The following is a 20949-nucleotide window of genomic DNA, read 5'->3' as shown; positions in this document are numbered from 1 at the left end:
CGTACCGATCCGTCAGGGCGTCTCCGCCACCGGCTTGACCGGGATCCTGGTCCGCCGGGCCAGCAGCGGCAGCACCGAGGTCCGCACCCGTTCGGCCACCTCGTCCTCGGTCCCGTCGGCGTCGACCACGACGTAGCGCTCCGGGTCGGCCGAGGCCATGTCGGTCAGCAGCTTCTGCACCCGCCAGTGGTGCTCGACGGTGTCCAGCGTGCCGCCGGAGGCCCTCACCTGCGACGGCGTCCGGTCCAGCAGCACGGTCACGTCCGGCCGCAGCCGCCCGGTGGCCCAGTCGACCAGGCCCTCCACCTCGCGCGGCTCCACGCTGCCCGCCGCGCTGAAGTGCGCCAACGGGCTGTCGACGTACCGCTCCATGACGACCAGCGCGCCGTTGTCCAACGCCGGGCGCACCTCGCGCTCCACCACGTCGGCCCGCACGGCGGCGGCCACCAGGGCGTGCGCCCGCACGCCGGCCAGGTCGGCGGTGGTCAGCAGGTTGCGCAACCGCTGCTCGTCCAGGTCGGGGTCGGAGGCCAGCACCACCTCGCGCCCGGTCTCGCGCAACGCCTCGGCCAGCCTCCTGGCCTGCACGGACGTGTCCTGCCGGGTGTCGCCCTCGACCGCGATCAGCAGCCCGCCCGTCCGCCGCGCCCGACCGCGCAGCGCCGCGAGCAGGTCGGACAGGATCGGCTCGGACCGCCGGTTGTCCATCTGCCGGTAGGCGATCAGGCCGAGCAGCGCGGCGATCACGCCCGCGCCGAACAGCACCGGCCGGGTGCCGTCCACCTGCATGGGGTGGTCGAAGATCGTGATCGTGCGCTTCTGCACCAGCGTGACCAGCAGCGGCGCGGCCGCCGACGCGGCGAACAGCACCACCTTGAGCAGCGACTGGAGCAGCGCCACGGTCCGGCCGCGCATCGCGTCCTCGACCTGCGAGCCGACGATGGTCAGGCCGGTGAGGAACGCCATGCCCGCCGACGCGCCCACGAACGCCACCGCCACCAGCGCGAACCAGAGGTGCGGCGCGAAGGCCACGAACAGCAGGCTCAGGCCCGCGACCAGGATCGTCACGCCGAACAGCCGGTCGTAGGGCAGCCGCCGGGCCATCCGCGGCGCGGTCGCCATGCCCAGCGCCAAGCCCGCGAACACGGCCACGAACAGCAGGCCGAACGTGGAGTCGCCGCCCAGCAACGACTGCGAGTACGGGGTCGCCGTGCCGATCACCGCGCCGGCCGCGGCGAACGCGCCGATCATGCCGACGACCAGGCCGCGGACCAGCGGTGTGCGGGCGGCGTACTTCATGCCGTCGCGCAGCATGGCGAAGAAGCCGGGCGCCTCGCCGTTCTCCCGGGTCTGCTTGACCGCGGCGATCCGCCCGGACAGCTCCGGGATGCGGGTCGCCACGATGATGGCCGACGTCACGTACAGCGCGCCGTTGACCATGACCGCGATGGTCGCGATCCGGAACTCGATGTCGCTGCTCTGCAGGCCGAGGTAGCCGGGGATGCCGGAGATGATCGAGTACAGGCCCGCGCCGGAGATGACCGAGATGCCGTAGGTCATCACCAGGCCGAGCTGGTTGGCCGTCTCCACCTGGTCCGGGCGGCGCAGCAGGTTCGGCACGGCCGAGTCCTTGGCCGGGATCCACAGCATCGCGCAGCAGCCGACCAGGAAGTTCGCGATGAACAGCCACCACGCCGTGCCGACCAGCGCGATCGAGATGAACAGGCCGCCGCGCAGCAGGTCGCAGACCACCATGATCTTGCGGCGGTCGAACCGGTCCGCGAGCACACCGCCGAGCGGGGCGAACAGGATGCCGGGCAGCAGCTGGGTCAGCACGACCAGGCTGAGCGAGAAGCTCTGCCACTGGTAGCTGTCCATCATCTTGGTGACCAGGCCGGTCAGGGCCAGCAGTGACAGCCAGTCACCCACGCTGCACAGATAGGTGACACCCCAGAGCCTGCGGAACGGCCGGATCGCCAACACGCTACGAATCCGGTGGCTGGTCGAGGCCGCTGTGCCGCCGTCTTGGATGGTGCTCACCCCCGCCGATGATGCAGGCCGTAAGGGTAGCCGGACCGATTCACCCGCCTGACCACATCCGCCGTTCGGGTGACCGAAGCGAGATCATCTCATCAGATCGACCACGGCTTCGATGATCTCACGCAGCACGTTGAACAGCAGCCCGCTGAGCGCGGCCAGCACGACCAGGCACCCGATCAGCCCACCTTTGCCCTTCTTCGGACCCTGCCGCACCGCGTCCTGCTGAGGCTGCCGACTGGCCAGCTGCGCGTGCGGCACGTGGGCCGCAGGCTGCCCGGACACGTGTTGCGCCGGAGCGCGCACGGGTTTGCGCGCCTGCTCGCGGGCGGACGCGCGGCGGGCCGGTGGGACGTAGGCCGGTCCTGGCTGCGGCACGGGCATCGGCGGCGGCGGCACGACCGGCGGCGCGGCCTTCGCCTCGTAGCGCTCGCCGGTCACCAGCCCCGCGAGCGCGTCCGGGAACAGCGGCGGCGGCGGGGGCGGCTGCGTGCCGTCGTAGCCGAACCGGCCGGCACCGACCTGGCCGGCGCCGGACCGGTCGGCACCGGACCGACCCGGGACTGAGCCGTCCACCGCCCCGCCTCCTCTAGCTCTTGGTCTTCGCCGGAGCCTTCTTGCGCGCGGGCGCCTTCTTGGCCGCCGGTGCCTTCTTCTTCGTGGTCGGCCCCTTGGCCCGCTTCTCGGCCAGCAACTCGGCCGCCCGCTCGTCGGACAGGCCTTCCACGCTGTCGGACTTGCGCAGCGAGGCGTTGGTCTCGCCGTCGGTCACGTACGGGCCGAACCGGCCCTCCTTGACCACCATCGGCTTGCCGGACACCGGGTCCGCGCCCAGCTCCTTCAACGGCGGAGCGGCGGCCGCCCGGCCTCGCTTCTTCGGCTCGGCGTAGATCTTCAGCGCCTCGTCGAGGGTGACCGAGAACAGCTGGTCCTCGCTGGTCAGCGACCGCGAGTCGGTGCCCTTCTTCAGGTAGGGCCCGTACCGGCCGTTCTGCGCGGTGATCTCCGCGCCGGTCTCCGGGTCCTTGCCGACCACGCGCGGCAGCGAGAGCAGCTTCAGCGCGTCGTCCAGCGTCACCGAGTCCAGCGCCATCGACTTGAACAGCGACCCGGTGCGTGGCTTCGGCGGCTTCTTCGTGCCCTCGGGCGCCTCGGGGAGCACCTCGGTCACGTACGGCCCGAACCTGCCCTCCTTGGCCACGATCTCGTGCCCGGTGACCGGGTCCGTGCCCAGCGAGCGGCCCTCCTGCGGCGTCGAGAACAGCTTCTCCGCGACCTCGCGGTTCAGCTCGTCCGGCGGCAGGTCGTCGGGCAGGTTCGCCCGCTGCGCGCTGGTCTCGCCCTCCGGCCCCTCGACCTCGCGCTCCAGGTACGGCCCGTAGCGGCCGACGCGGACGTAGACCGTGCGGCCCTCGACGTCGGAGAACAGCGGGATCGAGTTGACCTCGCGGGCGTCGATCGCCTCGACGCTGGAGCCGACCAGCTTCTTCAGGCCGCCGGACCGGCCGACCGACGACTCCGGGCCGACGTTGCCGCCGAAGTAGAACCCGGACAGCCAGGTGGTGCGCTCCTGGCGGCCCGCGGCGATGCCGTCGAGCTCGTCCTCCAGCGCGGCGGTGAAGTCGTAGTCCACCAGCCGGCCGAAGTGCTGCTCCAGCAGCCCGACCACGGCGAACGCCACCCACGACGGCACCAGGGCGGAGCCCTTCTTCCACACGTAGCCGCGGTCCTGGACGGTGCTGATGATCGAGGCGTAGGTGGAGGGGCGGCCGATGCCGAGCTCCTCCATCGTCTTGATCAGGCTCGCCTCGGTGAAGCGCGGCGGCGGGCTGGTGGAGTGGCCGTCCGCGGACAGCTCGGCCGCCAGCACCGACTGGTCCTTGACCAGCTGCGGCAGGCGCGACTCGGCGTCGTCGGACTCGCCGCCCGCCTCCGAGTCGACCGTCTCCACGTAGGCCTTGAGGAAGCCCGCGAAGGTGATCGTGCGGCCGGAGGCGGCGAAGGTGACGGCCTCGCCCGCCGCCGTGGTGCCGGAGATGCGGACGCTGGTCGTGTTGCCGCGCGCGTCGGCCATCTGGGAGGCGATCGTGCGCTGCCAGATCAGCTCGTAGAGCTTGAACTCGTCGGACTCCAGCTCACGGGCCACCTCGCCGGGGGTGCGGAACACCTCGCCGGCCGGGCGGATGGCCTCGTGCGCCTCCTGCGCGTTCTTGACCTTGCGGGTGTACTGGCGCGGCTCCTTGGCCACGAACTGCGAGCCGTACAGCTCGGTGGCCTGCGCCCGGGCCGCCGTGATCGCGGTCTCCGACAGCGTCGTGCTGTCGGTGCGCATGTAGGTGATGTAGCCGTTCTCGTACAGCTTCTGCGCGGTGCGCATGGTGCGGTCCGCGGAGAAGCGCAGCTTCCGGCCCGCCTCCTGCTGCAACGTGGAGGTCATGAACGGCGCGTAGGGCTTGCGCGTGTACGGCTTCTCCTCCACCGAGGAGACCGTCATGGCGGCGTTGACCAGGCCTTCGGCGATGGCCCTGGCCTGCGCCTCGTCCAGCACCCGCACTTCCGAACCGGCCTTGAGCCTGCCGTCGGAGCCGAAGTCTCGGCCCGCGGCCAGGCGGGTGCCGTCGACCGCGATCAGCCGGGCGCCGAACGTGCGGGGCGAGGCGTCGGCGCCCGCGTCCATGGTCGCCGAGACGTCCCAGTACGAGGCCGTGACGAACTTCATCCGCTCGCGCTCGCGCTCGACCACGATCCGGGTCGCCACGGACTGCACGCGGCCCGCCGAGAGCTTCGGCATGACCTTCTTCCACAGCACCGGGCTGACCTCGTAGCCGTAGAGGCGGTCGAGGATGCGGCGGGTCTCCTGCGCGTCGACCAGGTCCTGGTCCAGGTCGCGCGGGTTCGCGGCGGCGGCGAGGATCGCGGGCTCGGTGATCTCGTGGAACACCATCCGCCGGACCGGGACCTTCGGCTTCAGGGTGTCCAGCAGGTGCCAGGCGATGGCCTCGCCCTCGCGGTCGCCGTCTGTCGCGAGGTAGAGCTCGTCGACGTCCTTGAGCAGCTCTTTCAGCTCCGCGACGGTCGAGCGCTTGTCCGGCGTGACGACGTAGAGCGGCTCGAAGCCGTGGTCGACGTCGACACCGAGCCGGGCCCACGGCATGCCCTTGTACTTCGCGGGCACGTCGGCCGCGCCGCGGGGCAGGTCCCGGATGTGCCCCTTGGATGACTCCACGACGAAGTCGTTGCCGAGGTACGACGCGATCTTCCGCGCCTTCGCGGGCGACTCGACGATCACCAACCGCCGGTTGCCGCTCGCTGATCCCCCGTTTGTCTTCCTCGCCCGTGTCGATCCAGCCACGCCGTCCCGCTCTCTTCGAACACTGTGTCCCGACCCGCCAGTGTGCACTGTCCTTTGTCGCCGCTGGGCAGCCCTGGTCGGGACAGGGTGACACAACTGTGCCGGATCCTCCGCCAACCCGACGCGCTACGCGGCCGGCCAGGTGCGTTCCGCGACGCCCCTCGGCGCGCGTCCGACCAGCTCCGCGAGCCGTTCGAGCCGCCGTCGGCCGACGACACGCAGCGCCGGTCCCCCGGCTCTCCCCGCCAAGAGTGTCGCCGGGAGGCCCGACGTGGCCAACGCTTTTCGGAGGGTTTCGTGCGTGTCGGGCGCGTCCGGGTCGAGGCCGAGCAGGTACCCGGAGCCGGACTCCACCCACCGGCCGGACGCGAGCGCCCACAGCCGCAGCGCGCCGCCGTCGAGCGTGAAGTCGGGGGGCACGACCTTGCGGTCGCCGTCGAACCACTGCCCGGCCAGCCCGGCCAGGTCGGCCCGGAACGGGGTTGTGACCTGCCACGACTCCGTGATCTCCGGTTCGACCAGGCCCGGATCCGACACCTCGGGATCGGGCAGTTCGGGGTCGGTCGCGGCCGGCTCGGGTTCGGGCAGGTCGGCCTCGGACTCGGCCGGACCGCTGCGGCCCGACCCGATCACCACCGGCGCGAACCCGTCCGGCTCGTCGTCGACCGGCTCGTACTCGGGCAGTTCGCCGTCGATCGGCTCGTGACCGGGCAGTTCGTCGTCCGGCGACTCGTCCACCGGCTCGTCGGCGGCGGTCGACTCGGCCCCGGCGGGTTCGGGTTCCACGGCGTCGGCCGCCTCGACCCGGACCGGCCGGGAGCGGATCAGCTCGACCCGCGCCTGCACCCCGCGCTCGGCCAACGCCGCCACCACCGCGACGGCCCGGTCCCGGGTGTCGAGGTCCACCGACACCCGGGCCGCACGTCCACGGGCGAAGCCCAGCGCCCGACCGGGCCCGCACAGCAGGCCCGCCAGGTCACCGACACAAGGTTGTCTCGCCTCGGCCGAGTAGAAGGACAGTTGCCCCACGAAGACGCAGCGTAGAACACACGTTCGACCACGGCCAGTCTCCGAAGGGCTGAACCACGTGCCCCACCGGTCTCAGCCGTCCCATCGGCGGGTCAGCCGCCGAGCGACTTCAGCGCGTCCGCCATCTTGACGCACTGCGGGGCCTGCTTGAACGCCTCGGCGAGCTTCGGGTCCTCCTGGAGCTTCTTGATCTGCTCCTGGAGCTTCGACGGGTCGGCCTGGTCGCCACCCAGCTCGCCGAGCTTGGTGCTGAACTCCGGGTCGTTCGGGTCGAGCGCGGCCAGCTCGGTGTTGACCTTCTTCAGCTCCTCGCCGGAGTCCTGGAAGAACTTGACCAGCTCGTCGTGCAGCTGCTGGGTCTCCGGCGAGGGCGCGCCGAGCTTCGCCAGCTCCGCGCCGGAGTCGGTCAGCGCCTTGCCCGCGTTGGAGGTGTAGTCCAGCATCGCGGTCTTCTGCAGGGCCGGGTCCTCGGCACCACCCTCGAACATCGTCTTGAGCAGGTTCATCACGCCCTCGATCGTGGGCCCGAGACCGTCGCAGAACGTGCCGGTCCACTTGACCGGGTCGGCGTTGGCCGCCGTGGTGGTGGTCGCGGCGGCCGTGGACGAGCCCGACCCCGAAGACGACGAGCCACCACCGCACGCGGAGGTGACCAGGACGGCGGCGAACACGCCGGCGAGCGCGACACGGTGCTTCACGAATACCCCCAGGGAGATGACCAGTCGATGGCGCAACCTACTACGAGGTGGGTGACGCCGATTCCGACGGCCTCAAGGTCCGCAGGTCCTGGCAGGCACCGGCCTTCTCGGCCGCCGACGAAAGCTCAGGTGACGCCTCCAGCTGCTTCAGCGGCGCCACGAAATCATCCAGACGTGTGATGGCCTCACCGGCGGCCTGGAGCCCGCCGACGGGGTCGTTGGCGTCCGCCGCCTCGATGGCCGCCTTGGCGTCGGTGAAGTTCTTCGCGATGTCGGTGAACGTCGCCGCCATCTGCTCCACCTGCTGGTCGCCGCCCGCCACCGGCGACGGCCCGACGTCGCGCAGCCTGGCCGCGGTCTGGCTGAACGCGTCGGCCATCTGGCCCATGTAGGCGCCCATGTCGGCCTTGAGCTTCGCCGGGTCGTTGGCGTCCAGCTGCGGCGGCGTCTTCTGCACCGTGGCGAACGACGCCGCGGCCGTGCACACCTTGTCCATGTACGCCACCGCCGCGGCGTCGGACGGCGAGGTGGACGACGTGGGCGCGGTGGTGTCACCCCCGGACCCGCACCCGGCGAGCGCCACGACCACGGCGGTCGCGGCGACCAGCGGAAGAAGTCTCATCAGGGTGCTCCCCACCGTTCTGTGCGAGTTCGATCCTGGGCAGATTGAGTTCTGGGCGACACCCGACAGTGTGCGCCCATCCGGACGAGCCCACCCGACCTGCCCCGGACGCGCGAGGGCGGGGTGCCCCGAACCGCGACACCCCGCCCCCTTACCCGCACGTCACGCGGAGGTGGTGGCCTCCGCCGGGGTGTCCGCGATGGCCGTGCCGCGCCGCTTGGACACGACCACGGCCGCCACGATGACCACGGCCGCCACGACCGCGATCGAGTACCGGATGCCGGCCGACTCGCCCGCGCCGACGGAGAACCCGACGATCGCGGGCGCGATCAGCACCGAGACCAGGTTCATCACCTTGATCAGCGGGTTGATGGCCGGACCGGCGGTGTCCTTGAACGGGTCGCCGACGGTGTCGCCGATGACGGTCGCGGCGTGGGCGTCGGAGCCCTTGCCACCGTGGTTGCCGTCCTCGACCAGCTTCTTCGCGTTGTCCCAGGCGCCACCGGAGTTGGCCAGGAACACCGCCATCAGCGTGCCGGTCGCGATCGCGCCGGCCAGGTACCCGGCCAGCGGACCGACACCGAGGCCGAAGCCGACCGCGATCGGCGCCAGCACCGCCAGCAGGCCGGGGGTGGCCAGCTCGCGCAGCGAGTCCTTGGTGCAGATGTCCACGACCCGGCCGTACTCCGGCTTGACCGTGCCGTCCATGATGCCCGGGTTGTCCCGGAACTGGCGGCGCACCTCGAACACGATCGCACCCGCGGCCCGGGTCACCGCGTTGACCGCGAGACCGGAGAACATGAACACCACGGCCGCGCCGATGATGACGCCGACCAGCACGTTCGGGCTGAACACCACGTTGCTGAACGACACCGGCACCTCGCCCAGGCCCACCTGCACGTCCCGCAGCGCCTGTTCGATGGCGTCCTTGTAGGAGCCGAACAGCGCGGTCGCGGCGAGCACGGCGGTGGCGATCGCGATGCCCTTGGTGATGGCCTTGGTGGTGTTGCCCACCGCGTCGAGCTCGGTGAGGATCTGCGCGCCCTCGCCGTCCACGTCGCCGGACATCTCGGCGATGCCCTGCGCGTTGTCGGAGACCGGGCCGAAGGTGTCCATGGCCACGATCACGCCGACCGTGGTCAGCAGGCCGCAGCCCGCCAGCGCCACCGCGAACAGCGACACGACCACGGAGCCGGACAGCAGGAACGCGCCGTAGACCGCGCCGCCGATGACCAGCGCGGTGTAGACCGCCGACTCGAAGCCGACCGAGATGCCGGACAGGATGACCGTCGCCGCGCCGGTGAGCGAGGTGCGGCCGACCTCCTTGACCGGCTTGTGCTCGGTGCCGGTGAAGTAGCCGGTCAGCCACAGGATGACGCCCGCCAGCACGATGCCGATGATCACCGCGACGGCGGCGATCAGGGCCGGGTTGCCCGGGGTGCCCGCGATCTCCTCCGACACGCCCGCGAGGCCCGCGAACGAGCTCGGCAGGAAGAGGAACGCCGCGACCGTGCACAGCACCGCCGAGATGACCGCCGAGATGTAGAACGAGCGGTTGATCGCGGCGAGGCCGTTCTCCCCGGTCCGCGCGCTGGTGATGTACACGCCGATGACCGCGGTGAGCACGCCGATCGCGGGCACGATCAGCGGGAACAGCAGGCCCTTCGCGCCGAACGCGGCGGTGCCGAGGATCAGCGACGCCACCAGGGTGACGGCGTAGGACTCGAACAGGTCCGCGGCCATGCCGGCGCAGTCGCCGACGTTGTCGCCCACGTTGTCGGCGATGGTCGCGGCGTTGCGCGGGTCGTCCTCGGGGATGCCCTGCTCGACCTTGCCGACGAGGTCCGCGCCGACGTCGGCGGCCTTGGTGAAGATGCCGCCGCCGACCCGCATGAACATGGCCAGCAGCGCGGCGCCGAAGCCGAAGCCCTCCAGCACGCGCGGCGCCTGGCCCACGTAGACGAACACGACCAGGGCCGCGCCGAACAGGCCCAGGCCGACGGTGAACATGCCGACCACGCCGCCGGTGCGGAACGCGATCCGCATGGCCTTCTCCCGGCCGCCGGTCTCCTTGGCCGCGGCGGCGACGCGCACGTTCGCGCGGGTCGACAGCCACATGCCGAGGTAGCCGATGACGGCGGAGAAGCCGGCGCCGACGAGGAAGAACAGCGATCGGCCGATCCGTTCGCCGATGTCCTCGGCAGGAAGCGCGAACAGCAGCACGAACACGATGACGACGAAGATGCCGAGCGTTCGGAACTGCCGGTTGAGGTAGGCCGCTGCGCCCTCTTGGACCGCCTTGGCGATGTCCTGCATCTTGGAGGTGCCCTGGCCCGCGGCCAGTACCTCCCGGAGCAGCACGTAGCCCACGGCCAGGGCAGCCAGGGCGACCACGGCGACCACGGCGACGAGGCCGCGATCACCTCCGGAGAGCTCTAGGCCCTCCGCGAGGAATTGCCGGGACATCCGTCCTCCTGGTGAGTTTTCCAAGCCCAATGCCAGGGCCACCCCGCTGGTGTGAGGCGGGTCACTCACGCGACTGTCAGCCCCGACACAACGTGATGCACCCCTCATTGGATGCGATAGCGGCGGAGTCTATTCATAGTGCGCAAGCAGGCAACGAGGCGTCCCGTTCCGTGCACACACCGTTATCCGCGCAGGCTGTGTCGCATCCCTTCCGGAGGGGTCCGTGAAGTCGGCGCGATGTGCGAAGCTGCGCCCCGTGGCGAACCAGGGACGTCGTTTGCTGGACCGGGTCCTCGCCGGGGTGCCGGCGGGCGAATCGCCGTTGACGCACGCCGAGGAGCAGCCGCCGCGTCCGGCCCGACCCGTCGCGTGGCCGTCGTGGGTGCCGCCGTCGGTGAAGTCCGCGCTGGTGGAGCGGGGTGTGGCGCAACCGTGGCGGCACCAGGTGGAAGCGGCGACGTCGGCTTGGTCCGGGTCGCACGTCGTGGTGGCGACGGGCACCGCGTCGGGCAAGTCGCTGGCGTACCAATTGCCGGTGCTGAGCGCGTTGACGGTTGATCCGAAGGCAACGGCCCTGTACCTCTCGCCGACGAAGGCGTTGGGCGCGGACCAGTTGAGGTCGGTGAGCGGTTTGGGCGTGCCGGGCGTGCGGGCGGCGTCGTTCGACGGCGACACCCCGATGGCCGAACGCGATTGGGTGCGCGCCCACGCCAACTGGGTGTTCAGCAACCCCGACATGCTGCACCGGGGCGTGCTGCCCAACCACGCCCGGTGGATCAGGTTCCTGCGCCGGCTGTCGTACGTGGTGGTCGACGAGTGCCACACGTACCGAGGTGTCTTCGGTTCGCACGTGGCGTTGTTGCTGCGGCGGCTGCGGCGGGTCGCGCAGCGGTACGGCGCGGACCCGGTGTTCGTGCTGGCGTCGGCGACCGTGGCCGATCCGGCGGCGTCGGCGGCGGCGTTGCTGGGCGCGCCCTGCGCGGCGGTGACGGAGGACGGGTCACCGCGCGCGGGGCGGACGGTGGCGTTGTGGGAGCCGCCGCTGCTGGACGAGCTGGAGGGCGAGAACGGCGCGCCGGTGCGGCGGTCGGCGGGTGCGGAGACCGCGCGGATCCTGGCGGACCTGGTGGTGGAGGGCGCGCGGTCGTTGGCGTTCGTGCGGTCGCGGGTGGGCGCGGAGCTGACCGCGTTGGGGGCGCGGCGGGTGCTCTCGGAGGTCGACCCGGCGCTGGCCTCGCGGGTGGCCGCCTACCGGGGCGGGTACCTGCCGGAGGAGCGGCGGGCGTTGGAGCGGGCGGTGTCGTCGGGCGAGCTGCTGGGTGTGGCGACGACGAACGCGTTGGAGCTCGGCGTCGACATCGTCGGGTTGGACGCGGTGGTGGTGGCCGGTTTCCCGGGCACGCTGGCGTCGTTCTGGCAGCAGGCCGGGCGGGCGGGACGGACCGAGGACACCGACGCCCTGGTGGTGTTCGTGGCGCGGGACGACCCGTTGGACACCTACCTGGTGCACAACCCGTCGGCGGTGCTCGACAAGCCGGTCGAGGCGACGGTGCTGGACCCGACGAACCCGTACGTGCTGGAGCCGCAGCTGGCGTGCGCGGCGGCCGAGCTGCCGTTGACGCCGGAGTCGTTGGAGTCGTTCGGCGGTGCAGCGGCGCTGGCCGTGGTGGAGGACATGACGGCGCGGCGGGTGCTGCGGCGGCGGCCCAACGGCTGGTACTGGACCTCGCACGACCGGCCGCACTCGGCCGTGGACATCCGCGGGTCCGGTGGCGAGCAGGTCGTGGTGGTGGAGGCCGACTCCGGGCGGATGCTCGGCACGGTCGACCCCGGTTCGGCGTGCTGGCAGGTGCACTCCGGGGCCGTCTACCTGCACCAGGGCGAGTCGTACGTGGTGGACGAGCTGGACCTCGACGCCGGTCTGGCGATGGTGCACGCGGAGAAGCCGGACTGGACGACGACGGCCCGTGACACCAAGGACATCTCGGTGGTGCGGGTGCTGGAGAAGCGCGAGTTCGACGGGGTGACCGTGTGCCTCGGCGAGGTCGAGGTGACCTCGCAGGTCGTCGGCTACCTGCGGAAGCTGCCGTCCGGTCAGGTGATCGACTCGGTGCCGCTGTCGCTGCCCGCGCAGACGTTGGTGACGCGGGCGGTCTGGTACACCGTGTCCGCCGAGTTGTTGAGCGGCGAGGTGTCGGGCGACGGGGTGTCGGGCGACGGGTCGGTGGACGGTCGGGGTGTGGGCAGTGCGCCGGGGGGCGCCGGTCTGGCTCCGGCGCGCGTCCCCGGCGCACTGCACGCCGCCGAACACGCGGCGATCGGCCTGCTACCGCTCTTCGCGACCTGTGACCGCTGGGACATCGGCGGAGTCTCGACCGCGCTGCACGAGGACACCGGGGAGGCGACGGTGTTCGTGCACGACGGTCATCCCGGGGGAGCCGGGTTCGCCGACCGCGGGTTCACCGCGGTAGTCCCGTGGTTGGTCGCTACTAGGGAGGCCATCGCGTCTTGCGCGTGTCCGGCCGGGTGCCCGTCCTGCGTTCAGTCGCCGAAGTGCGGGAATGGCAACGATCCGCTGGACAAGGCGGGCGGTGTGGCCGTGCTGGACGTCGTGCTCGGGGTTGTCGGGGAGAGCCGTCACGACGCCCGGCACGGCCACGTGGATCACGACCGGTCGGCGGCGACCAGGCCGTAGTCGGTGGTGCGGTCGGCGGCCTGGAGGAAGGCGTCGCGGACCACGTCCGCGTGCGGCAGGTGCCACGCGCAGATCTGCGGCTTGACCCGCCAGTGCACGACGCCGACGTGGGCCGGGCTCGGCGGCAGCGCGACGTACTCGCCCTTGCCGTGGTGCTTGACCTCGGGCTCGGTGACCGGCGCGCCGCCGGAGGCGACCAGGAACATCCAGCGGCCCTCGGGGGTCGCCAGGATCGGCACGGGGACGCCGGTGGCGCGCAGCTCCACCGCGGCCCGGCGGCCCAGGTCGGCGCCGACCTCGATGGCGTCCACGCCGTGGCCCGTGGCCAGCAGGATGCTGTAGGAGTGGCCCGTCCACCAGGTGGCGACCTGCGCCGCCTTGGTGCCGATCCGCTCCTGCCAGTCGTGGTGCACCGGAACCGGCCCGTCGTCCTCGACGCCGTCGCGCCCGGCCCACCGCTCACCCGCCGGATAGGTGCCCGGCAGCACAGGCCACCCGTGCCACGCGAGGTTGACCGCCTCTGCGCGCAGCTCGATGCGGAAGGCCCCGCGCCAGCTATCCGACCACTCCATCTTTCGTTCGCCTCCTGCGGTTCCACGACACCGTGTCGCGTGTTGTTCGACACCGTGTCGGTGCCACCACTTGAACTAACGGCATGACCGGGGGTTTTGGTAACCGCCAGTCGACAACTGGTCGTTGTGGCACGGCGAGCGCGGTGGGTGGGGGCGTGCGGCAGAACGCGTCACCAGCCGTTCACCCACCGCGAAGCCGCGAATCTGCGGTCGTGTGAGTCCGCTCACCGCCGGCGGACGACCGTTCGTCGCGTCGGGTAGGGGTCACGGTTCGGCCGGACCTGCGCGAGCGCGGACGCTCACCGAGCCGAACGCGGTGGTACCACCGGACACCCTCACGGTCACCTCCCAGCCCTCTACCAGGCACGCGACCAGCCGACCGCCCATCTGGTCGACGACCCACTCGGCGCGGGCACAGGCGTGCGCGACCCCGGAGGCCAACTGGCCGGCCGCCGCCAACGCGCCGAGATCTGCCGCCGCGCTCACCCGGTGCCTGGTCACGACGGCCTCGCCGACGTGCACGCCGACCACCACCAACGCGAACCACACCGCCGCGACCGCCACCGCCACCACGGACGCCGCCCCTCGGTCATCCACCGGCCACCCCCGGCTCGACCACCGCGTGGGCCCGGGCCCGGAGCTCCACGCCCAGGCGCGAGACGGTGACCTCGACCGAGGCCGTGTCCCCCTCTCGCCGGACCGCCCACCGGGCCCCTTGCGGCGCGATCGCCCCGACCACACCGTCCACGCGCCCGACGTCGCCCCGGGCCACCAACCGCGCCGCCTCCCGTGCCGCGTCGGTGCACCGGAGCTGGCCCACGACCGCCATCACGGCGGCGACACCCAGGGCGAGGACGGCCACCAACCCGCACACCGCCACCGCCGCCTCGACCGTCACCCCTCCCCGGTCACCGACGAGCGCACCCCGGCCATCAGCGGACAGGCCCCGGTCACCGACGAGCGCACCCCGGTCGGGGTTCACGCGTCCACCGTGAACGCCCGTTGCAGCAGACCCCGTAGGAGGCCCTCCACCCAGTCCCCGCTCAACAACGAGAACAGCAGCAGGGCCAGCGCGGCGGCGGCGAGCGTGCCGATCGCGTACTCCACCGTGGACATCCCGCTGTCGTCCCACAACTTCTGCTTACCGGCAATCATGTTCCAGCCTTCCGTCCATTGTGGACTTTCACCAGTTGTGTGTCACGCCGGCGACGATGCCGATGACCACCGGCACGACACCCAGGCACAGGAACGCGGGCAGGAAGCACAGCGCCAGCGGTCCCGCCACGAGCACCGCGGCGCGTTGCGCACGCGCCTCGGCCTGGTCGGCCACCCTGGCCCGCGCCTCCACCGCGAGATCCGCCGCCGCACCGGCCAGCGCGGCACCCGACCGGGCGGTGCGGCGGGCCGCCCTGGCCAGCGGCGCGGTGTCCGGGTGGCCGAGCGCCCCGGCCCACGCGTGCACCGGGTCCGCGCCCAGCGCGAGCAGGTCGACCACCTCGCGCAGGCACTCGGCCGGCCCCGGCGGCACGCCGGGCAGGACGGCCCGCACCGCCCCCGCCACCGGCAACCCCGCCCGCAACGCGGCCGCCAGCAGATCCCAGGTAGCCGCCGCGGCAAACGGATCCGGCGGCCGCGCCTTCGCCTCCGTTTTCCGCTCGGGCACCGGCTTCACCCGCAACGCGGCCCTCGACCGCACCGGCAACACGAGCACCGCCAACACGAGCAACAACAGGCTCACACGACCACCCACCCACCACACCGCCGGCGCCGAACACGGATCACGCCCGCCCCGACCACCCTCGCCGGCACCACCCGACGACCCCGCCCGAACAGCCGGCCACCGCACCCCACCCCGACCCAGACCCCGCCCACGCGCACCGCACTCAAGCGATCACCCGACCGACCAACCAACCACCCCACCGCAACCCCACCCAGCCCACGACCGCCCCGACCGTCCGCACCAGCCATCCCCACCCCACTCAGGCGACCACCCACCCAATCGACCGGCCCGCCCACCACGACTTCGACCAAATCCCAGCCGCCCCACCCGCGCACCCCAGTCATGCGACCACCTGCCTGGCCAGCCGACCGCTCCACCGCAGGCCCGCACAGGCCACGACCGCCCCGACCATCCGCACCGGCCATCTCCACCCCACTCATGCGATCACCCACCCGACCGACCCGACCGGCCGCGCCGGCCATCCCCACCCCACTCATGCGATCACCTGCCTGGTCAGGCGACCGCTCCACCGCAGACCCGCGCAGATCAGGACGACTCCGGCGACCAGCAGCGCCTGTCCCGGCGCGGTGCCGGTCAGGATTGCCAACGGACCCGCGCCGCCCAGTTCGCCGAGCACCACGCCGAAGAGCGGCAGGCCGGCCAGCACCGCCGCGCCCGCCCGCGGGCCGGCCATGCGGGCGTTGACCTGACCGGCGAACGCGGTGCGCCGATCGAGGTCGCGGCGGACCGCGTCCAGCACATCGGCCAACGGCACGCCGTGCGCCGCCGACAGCCGCCACGCCCGGGCCAGGTGGTGGGCGTCCGGGAAGTCGGCGAGCGCCGCCTCGACATCACCGCCGCGTGCCGAAGTCGAAGCGATCGCGCGCAGGACCTCGCTCGCCGGTGGTTCCGCGTCCTCGGCGGCACCGAGGGCGGCCTCGGCCGGGTGGGCGCCCGAACGCAACTCGGCCACGAACCCCTTCAGCCCGTCCGCGAGGGCGACCGAAGCCGCCAAGTGCTCCCGTTGCCGGGTCGTCTCGCGGTACGTCCGCCACACGGTCCCGGCCAGCAACGCACCCGCGACCGCCCCGCCGACGCCGACCGGGATGCCCAGGAGGAATCCCGCCGCCACGACCCACCAGGGGTTGGGCCTGAACCCCTTCCACCGCCGTCTTCCCCGAAGCCGGACAAGTCGCCGCCGCGCCTCGGCGGACGGCAAGACCACCAGGGCGGCCGCCAGCAACAACCAACTCATGGCCACCCCACAGTCGACTTCAGGGCCGCGGCGGCCTCCTGCCAACCGCCGTCACGTCGCCACGCCGGCCGGATGACCAGGTGACCGGAACGTCGTTCCAGCACACCGATCTCGGCGAGGTGTCGGCTGCCGTCGCCCGCACGGCGCATGTGCAACACGACCTTGACCGCCGCGGCGAGCTGGCTGTGCAACGCCTGCCGGTCGAGCCCGCCGAGCGCGGCCAACGCCTCCAGCCGGGCGGGGACCTCGGCGGGCGAGTTCGCGTGCAGCGTCCCGGCCCCACCGTCGTGCCCGGTGTTGAGCGACGACAGGAGCTCGCACACCTCCGCGCCACGCACCTCACCGACCACGATCCGGTCCGGCCGCATCCGCAACGCCTGTCGGACCAGGTCGCGCACCGTCACCTCACCCGCGCCCTCGACGTTCGGGCCGCGCGCCAGCAGCCGGACGAACTGCGGGTGGTCTGGCTGGAGCTCACCCGCGTCCTCCACGCACACCACCCGTTCGTGGTGCGGCACGCACCCGAGCAACGCGGCGAGCAGGGTCGTCTTCCCCGAGCCGGTGCCGCCGACGACCAGGAAGGCCTGCCGGGCCACCACGATCGCGCGGAGCAGGTCGGCCGTCGGCCGGTCGAACGTGCCGCACGCCCGCAACGTCGCCAGGTCGTGCACCGCCGGGCGCAGGATCCGCAACGACAGGCAGGTGAACGGCGCGATCGGCGGCAACACCGCGTGCAACCGCACCGAGCCGGGCAACCACCCGTCGACGCAGGGCGCCGCGTCGTCCAACCGCCGCCCCGCCGCCACCGCGAGCCGCTGCGCGAGCCGGCGGACGGCGGCTTCGTCGGGGAAGGCGACGTCCGTGCGCCGCAGACCGCCGACGCCGTCCACCCACACCTCGTCAGGCCTGGTGACCAGGACGTCGGTGGTGTCGGGATCCCGCAGCAGCGGTTCGAGCGGACCGGCGCCGACGAACTCCTGCCGCAGCACGGCGAGCGCCCGCTGGACGTCCTCGTCGCCCAGCACCCCACCGGCTTCCCCGCGCACCGCCGCCGCGACGGCGGCCGACGTGAGATCGCCACGCCCACTGGCCAGCCGCTGACGGACGCGCTCAACAAGATCGTTCACGACCGACCTCCTTCGACAACCCCGTGCGACGCCTCGCCACGACCTCCGACGCCGCCTCCACCAACACCCGCCGCCCACCACCCGGCCCGGTGGGGAAGTGCGCCGCCAACTCGCCGAGTACGAGGGTCGACAGCGGCACGGGACGACAGGTCCGGAACACCCGCGTCGGTCGGAACGCGGGATGCCGCCTCACCGCGGGCTTGCGATCACCGCTCACGACCCACCAACCCGATCGCATCCCGCGCGGCTCATGCGGCACCGCCGACTTCCGTTGCCACCACACGACCTCTCGGCCGACCGCCATCGCCCGACATCACCGGCACTCCGACCCGCCGGCGGGACCGGACGACAACCGCCATGGCCCATCGGCGACCGCCGTCTCGCGCAACACCGCCGGCGAAAGCGCCCGAAGTGCCGGCTGGGCGGCCACAACGGACACGGCTCGCCTGCCAGAGCCGTTGCCCGAACCACGGCGCGAACCCGCGGGTGACGGGAAGGACTGAGCGGCGACCGACGACGCCGCTCGCCGGGAGTGGAAGTCATTGAGCGGCGAGGATTGGCACGGCTAGTGGTCATGGAGGGCCGCCAGGACCGTTCGGGCCGCCTTGGCCAGGGGACCGCGGGTGGTGGCCGGGAAGTGGCCGTTGTCCAACGCCCTCGCCAGCCTCGGCTCCGGGCGCATGGTGGTCAGCAGGGGCAGGCCTATCGCCGCCACCACCTGCGCCGTGGTCAGACCGCCCGGAGCCGGACCGCGCACCACCGCCTTGAGCCGCACACCCCGTTCGGCGGCCTGGTCGACCACCGCCTTGGCCGCCATGCACGCCTTCACGTCGGCCGGCACCACCAAGACCGCCAGGTCGGCCCGGTCGAGGGCGGCGCACGCGGCACCGGTCAGCTGCCGCGGCACGTCGCACACCACCGTCCCGCCCGCGCGCCTACCGGCCTCGACCACCGCCACCACGGCGTCCGGCTCCGGTCCGGGACCGGTCCGACCGCAGGACAGCACGGTCAGGCTGCCGCGCCCGCCGGAACGACCCGGCAGCGCCGAGCGCAGCGCCGCGGCGGGCACCCGGCCACCGGTCAACCGCAACGTCGGCCACCGCAGCCCCTCCTGCCGCTCGGCGCCCAACGTCAGGTCGAGACCGCCGCCCAGCGGGTCGCAGTCGACGAGCAGGCCGTGGCCACCGGCGGACAGCACGGCCTGCCCCACCGCCACCGACAGCACCGACGCCCCGGCGCCACCGCGCGCGCCCAGGATCGCCAGCACCCGACCGTCACCGACGGGCTCGCCCTCGGCGGCATCGGCCAGCACCGCGCGCAGCCGTTCCTGGTCGGCGGGCAGCTCCAGCACCTGCTCGGCGCCCAACGCCAGCGCACGCCGCCACACCTGCTCACCCGGCGGCCCGGCACCGACGATGTGCACACCCGATCTGCGCGGGAACCCGGCGGACGCGCACGCGACGACGGCCGCCTCGTCCAGCACCACCGCCGACGCCCCGTGCCAACGGCCCCGCAACGCCGTCACGTCGACCACGCGCTCCAGCTCGCAGCCGACGACGGCCGCCGCGTGCAGCACCTCGTCCACCACACCGCCGTCGGCCACCAAGGCCACCGGTCGCCTCATCACGCCCTCCCCTGCCGTTGTGGATCTGCTGGTTCCACGGTGGCGAGCGGTGAGGAAGCACACAACGGGACATGATCAACATGTGGACAACCGGACTGCCTGTGGACAACTCGGGGTGCCACGAAGGGCCGCGGCGACGCCGTCACGGGCGGTTCGGCGAAAGATCGAGGTTCGATGCAAGAAGGGCCGCAAGAGGGCCGAGGTCCAGCGCGAGGTACCCGGGAAACCGACCCCGGACATGGGACGACCCCCGCCAGGGGGGAGGGACGGGGGTCGTCATTGGTTCAGTCCCGGGGGGTCGGACTGAACCTGTCCGGTCGAGCCGGACAGGACTACTGTATCCCCACGGGACAGGGTCACGCGTGTCTTCCGTTAGAGGGACGCAAAAATTCAATAGACCGCACACCTGGTTCGTAAACTCCCGAACAGCCACCGGCGGCCGGCCCGGCCCACCCCGCCTAAGCTTGACCGGTGACCGAGCACGCCACCGAAGGCCGTCGGGTCGCCGCGTTCTTCGACCTGGACAAGACCGTCATCGCCAAGTCGAGCACGCTGGCGTTCAGCCGGCCCTTCTTCCAAGAAGGCCTGATCAACCGGCGTGCGGTGCTCAAGAGCGCCTATGCGCAGTTCGTCTTCATGCTGGCCGGCGCCGACGCCGACCAGATGGACCGGATGCGCTCGCACATCACCGCGCTCTGCGAGGGCTGGGACGTCGAGCAGGTGCGCTCGATCGTCGAGGAGACGCTGCACGACATCGTCGACCCCCTCGTCTACAAGGAGGCCACGCAGCTCATCTCCGACCACAAGGACGAGGGCCACGACGTGGTCGTGGTGTCCGCGTCGGGCGAGGAGCTGGTCGCGCCCATCTCCACCATGGTCGGCGCGACGCACAGCGTGGGTACCCGGATGGTCGTCGCCCAGGGCCGCTACTCCGGCGACGTCGACTTCTACTGCGCCGGCGAGAACAAGGCGATCGCCGTCAAGCAGCTCGCCGAGCAGCACGACTACGACCTGAGCCGCTGCCACGCCTACTCCGACTCGATCAGCGACCTGCCGCTGCTGGAGGCCGTCGGTCACCCCACCGCGGTCAACCCGGACCGCGCGCTGCGCCGGGTGGCGACCCAACGCGGCTGGCCCGTCCTGACGTTCTCCGACCCCGTGTCGCTGCGTGCCCGCATCCCCCGCCCGTCGGGCACCGCGGTCGCCGTGACGGCGATCGGGTTGGGCGCCGCGACGGCGGCGGGCGTGGCCTGGTACGGCCTGCGCAGGCGGCGCCGGAACTGATTTCACCCCGGCGTGCCCCCGGTCAGCGGTACCGGGCGCTCCGCCGGCACGAAATCACTGTCACAGAAGCCTTTCCGCTACTGAACGTCGCTTGACCGGTGCACTCCATCGAGCCCTTGCCGTGACACCCCACACGCACTACAAAGGAAGTGCGGACCTCGGGTCGGCCAGGGACGAAGCGGAAGAGAAGCAGCGTCCACCCCGGCAGAGCTCCGTGCGCGGACTTCGAGACACCCACGCGCAGCACGCCGCGGGAGGCTTGTCGTCTAGGGCCTGCGTACCGGGACGCCGGACGCCGAGGCCAGGTCGGTACGACACGAGTTGCACGCTTGGTAACTCAGAAGCCCGCGCTGACGACGGTGGGGCCCCTCCACGAGGGGCCCCACCGTCTTTGTGTCTGCCTTCTGCCCCGAAAGCACCCACGCGCAGAACAAGTGCCCGATCGAGTGATGCGGCAAACCCCTGGTT

General features: G+C 72.2%; 17 protein-coding genes. 2 read left to right on the top strand and 15 right to left on the bottom strand.

The window, feature by feature from the left end; genetic code table 11:
• Positions 1-12: 12 nt before the first annotated feature.
• The 7 genes from ACYVLT_RS32880 to ACYVLT_RS32850 form a co-directional block, all read right to left on the bottom strand.
• Entirely contained in the window at positions 13-2040 is a 2028-nt protein-coding gene (locus ACYVLT_RS32880; protein ID WP_461124017.1) for a bifunctional MFS transporter/dTMP kinase, read from the bottom strand.
• A gap of 84 nt (positions 2041-2124) precedes the next feature.
• Positions 2125-2613 carry a hypothetical protein gene (locus tag ACYVLT_RS32875; protein WP_461124016.1) on the bottom strand — a complete coding sequence of 163 codons (489 nt, stop codon included), beginning with the start codon at positions 2611-2613 and terminating at the stop codon, positions 2125-2127.
• Between the two features lie 13 nt (positions 2614-2626).
• The gene (gene topA / locus ACYVLT_RS32870) at positions 2627-5389 is read right to left on the bottom strand and encodes a type I DNA topoisomerase (RefSeq protein WP_461124015.1); all 2763 of its coding nucleotides are present in this window, start codon (positions 5387-5389) and stop codon (positions 2627-2629) included.
• 126 nt (positions 5390-5515) lie between these two features.
• Positions 5516-6418 carry a hypothetical protein gene (locus tag ACYVLT_RS32865; protein ID WP_461124014.1) on the bottom strand — a complete coding sequence of 301 codons (903 nt, stop codon included), beginning with the start codon at positions 6416-6418 and terminating at the stop codon, positions 5516-5518.
• A 92-nt stretch (positions 6419-6510) separates the two neighbouring features.
• Positions 6511-7116 carry a hypothetical protein gene (locus ACYVLT_RS32860; protein WP_461124013.1) on the bottom strand — a complete coding sequence of 202 codons (606 nt, stop codon included), beginning with the start codon at positions 7114-7116 and terminating at the stop codon, positions 6511-6513.
• Positions 7117-7156: 40 nt separating this feature from the next.
• Entirely contained in the window at positions 7157-7738 is a 582-nt protein-coding gene (locus tag ACYVLT_RS32855; RefSeq protein WP_461124012.1) for a hypothetical protein, read from the bottom strand.
• A gap of 162 nt (positions 7739-7900) precedes the next feature.
• The gene (locus ACYVLT_RS32850) at positions 7901-10204 is read right to left on the bottom strand and encodes a sodium-translocating pyrophosphatase (protein ID WP_461124011.1); all 2304 of its coding nucleotides are present in this window, start codon (positions 10202-10204) and stop codon (positions 7901-7903) included.
• A 256-nt stretch (positions 10205-10460) separates the two neighbouring features.
• Between ACYVLT_RS32850 and ACYVLT_RS32845 the strand changes: the two genes are divergently transcribed.
• Positions 10461-12899 carry a DEAD/DEAH box helicase gene (locus tag ACYVLT_RS32845; RefSeq protein WP_461124010.1) on the top strand — a complete coding sequence of 813 codons (2439 nt, stop codon included), beginning with the start codon at positions 10461-10463 and terminating at the stop codon, positions 12897-12899.
• Here the strand turns inward: ACYVLT_RS32845 and ACYVLT_RS32840 are convergent.
• The 8 genes from ACYVLT_RS32840 to ssd all read right to left on the bottom strand — a co-directional run bounded on the left by ACYVLT_RS32840 (position 12869) and on the right by ssd (position 19197).
• Complete coding sequence (locus ACYVLT_RS32840) at positions 12869-13471, bottom strand: bifunctional DNA primase/polymerase (RefSeq protein WP_461124009.1); 603 nt, start codon at positions 13469-13471, stop codon at positions 12869-12871. The two genes, ACYVLT_RS32845 and ACYVLT_RS32840, sit on opposite strands and share 31 nt — an antisense overlap.
• Positions 13472-13735: 264 nt before the next feature.
• A complete protein-coding gene (locus ACYVLT_RS32835) occupies positions 13736-14068 on the bottom strand; it encodes an Rv3654c family TadE-like protein (protein ID WP_461124008.1) in 333 nt (110 codons plus the stop codon).
• A complete protein-coding gene (locus ACYVLT_RS32830; protein WP_461124007.1) occupies positions 14061-14453 on the bottom strand; it encodes a TadE family type IV pilus minor pilin in 393 nt (130 codons plus the stop codon). Before ACYVLT_RS32830 ends, ACYVLT_RS32835 begins: the two co-directional genes overlap by 8 nt.
• Positions 14450-14626: a DUF4244 domain-containing protein gene (locus ACYVLT_RS32825; protein ID WP_461124006.1), complete on the bottom strand. Its 177-nt coding sequence runs from the start codon at positions 14624-14626 to the stop codon at positions 14450-14452. The genes ACYVLT_RS32830 and ACYVLT_RS32825 overlap by 4 nt, the downstream gene beginning before the upstream one ends.
• A 28-nt stretch (positions 14627-14654) precedes the next feature.
• Complete coding sequence (locus ACYVLT_RS32820; RefSeq protein ID WP_461124005.1) at positions 14655-15209, bottom strand: type II secretion system F family protein; 555 nt, start codon at positions 15207-15209, stop codon at positions 14655-14657.
• 475 nt (positions 15210-15684) lie between these two features.
• Positions 15685-16446: a type II secretion system F family protein gene (locus tag ACYVLT_RS32815; RefSeq protein WP_461124004.1), complete on the bottom strand. Its 762-nt coding sequence runs from the start codon at positions 16444-16446 to the stop codon at positions 15685-15687.
• A complete protein-coding gene (locus ACYVLT_RS32810) occupies positions 16443-17573 on the bottom strand; it encodes a TadA family conjugal transfer-associated ATPase (protein ID WP_461124003.1) in 1131 nt (376 codons plus the stop codon). Before ACYVLT_RS32810 ends, ACYVLT_RS32815 begins: the two co-directional genes overlap by 4 nt.
• Positions 17574-18138: 565 nt before the next feature.
• The gene (gene ssd / locus ACYVLT_RS32805) at positions 18139-19197 is read right to left on the bottom strand and encodes a septum site-determining protein Ssd (RefSeq protein WP_461124002.1); all 1059 of its coding nucleotides are present in this window, start codon (positions 19195-19197) and stop codon (positions 18139-18141) included.
• 471 nt (positions 19198-19668) lie between these two features.
• Between ssd and ACYVLT_RS32800 the strand changes: the two genes are divergently transcribed.
• The gene (locus ACYVLT_RS32800; RefSeq protein WP_461124001.1) at positions 19669-20481 is read left to right on the top strand and encodes an HAD-IB family hydrolase; all 813 of its coding nucleotides are present in this window, start codon (positions 19669-19671) and stop codon (positions 20479-20481) included.
• Positions 20482-20949: the final 468 nt, after the last annotated feature.

This window comes from Saccharothrix stipae (assembly GCF_054781895.1).
This window is presented reverse-complemented; position numbering and strand designations above follow the sequence as displayed.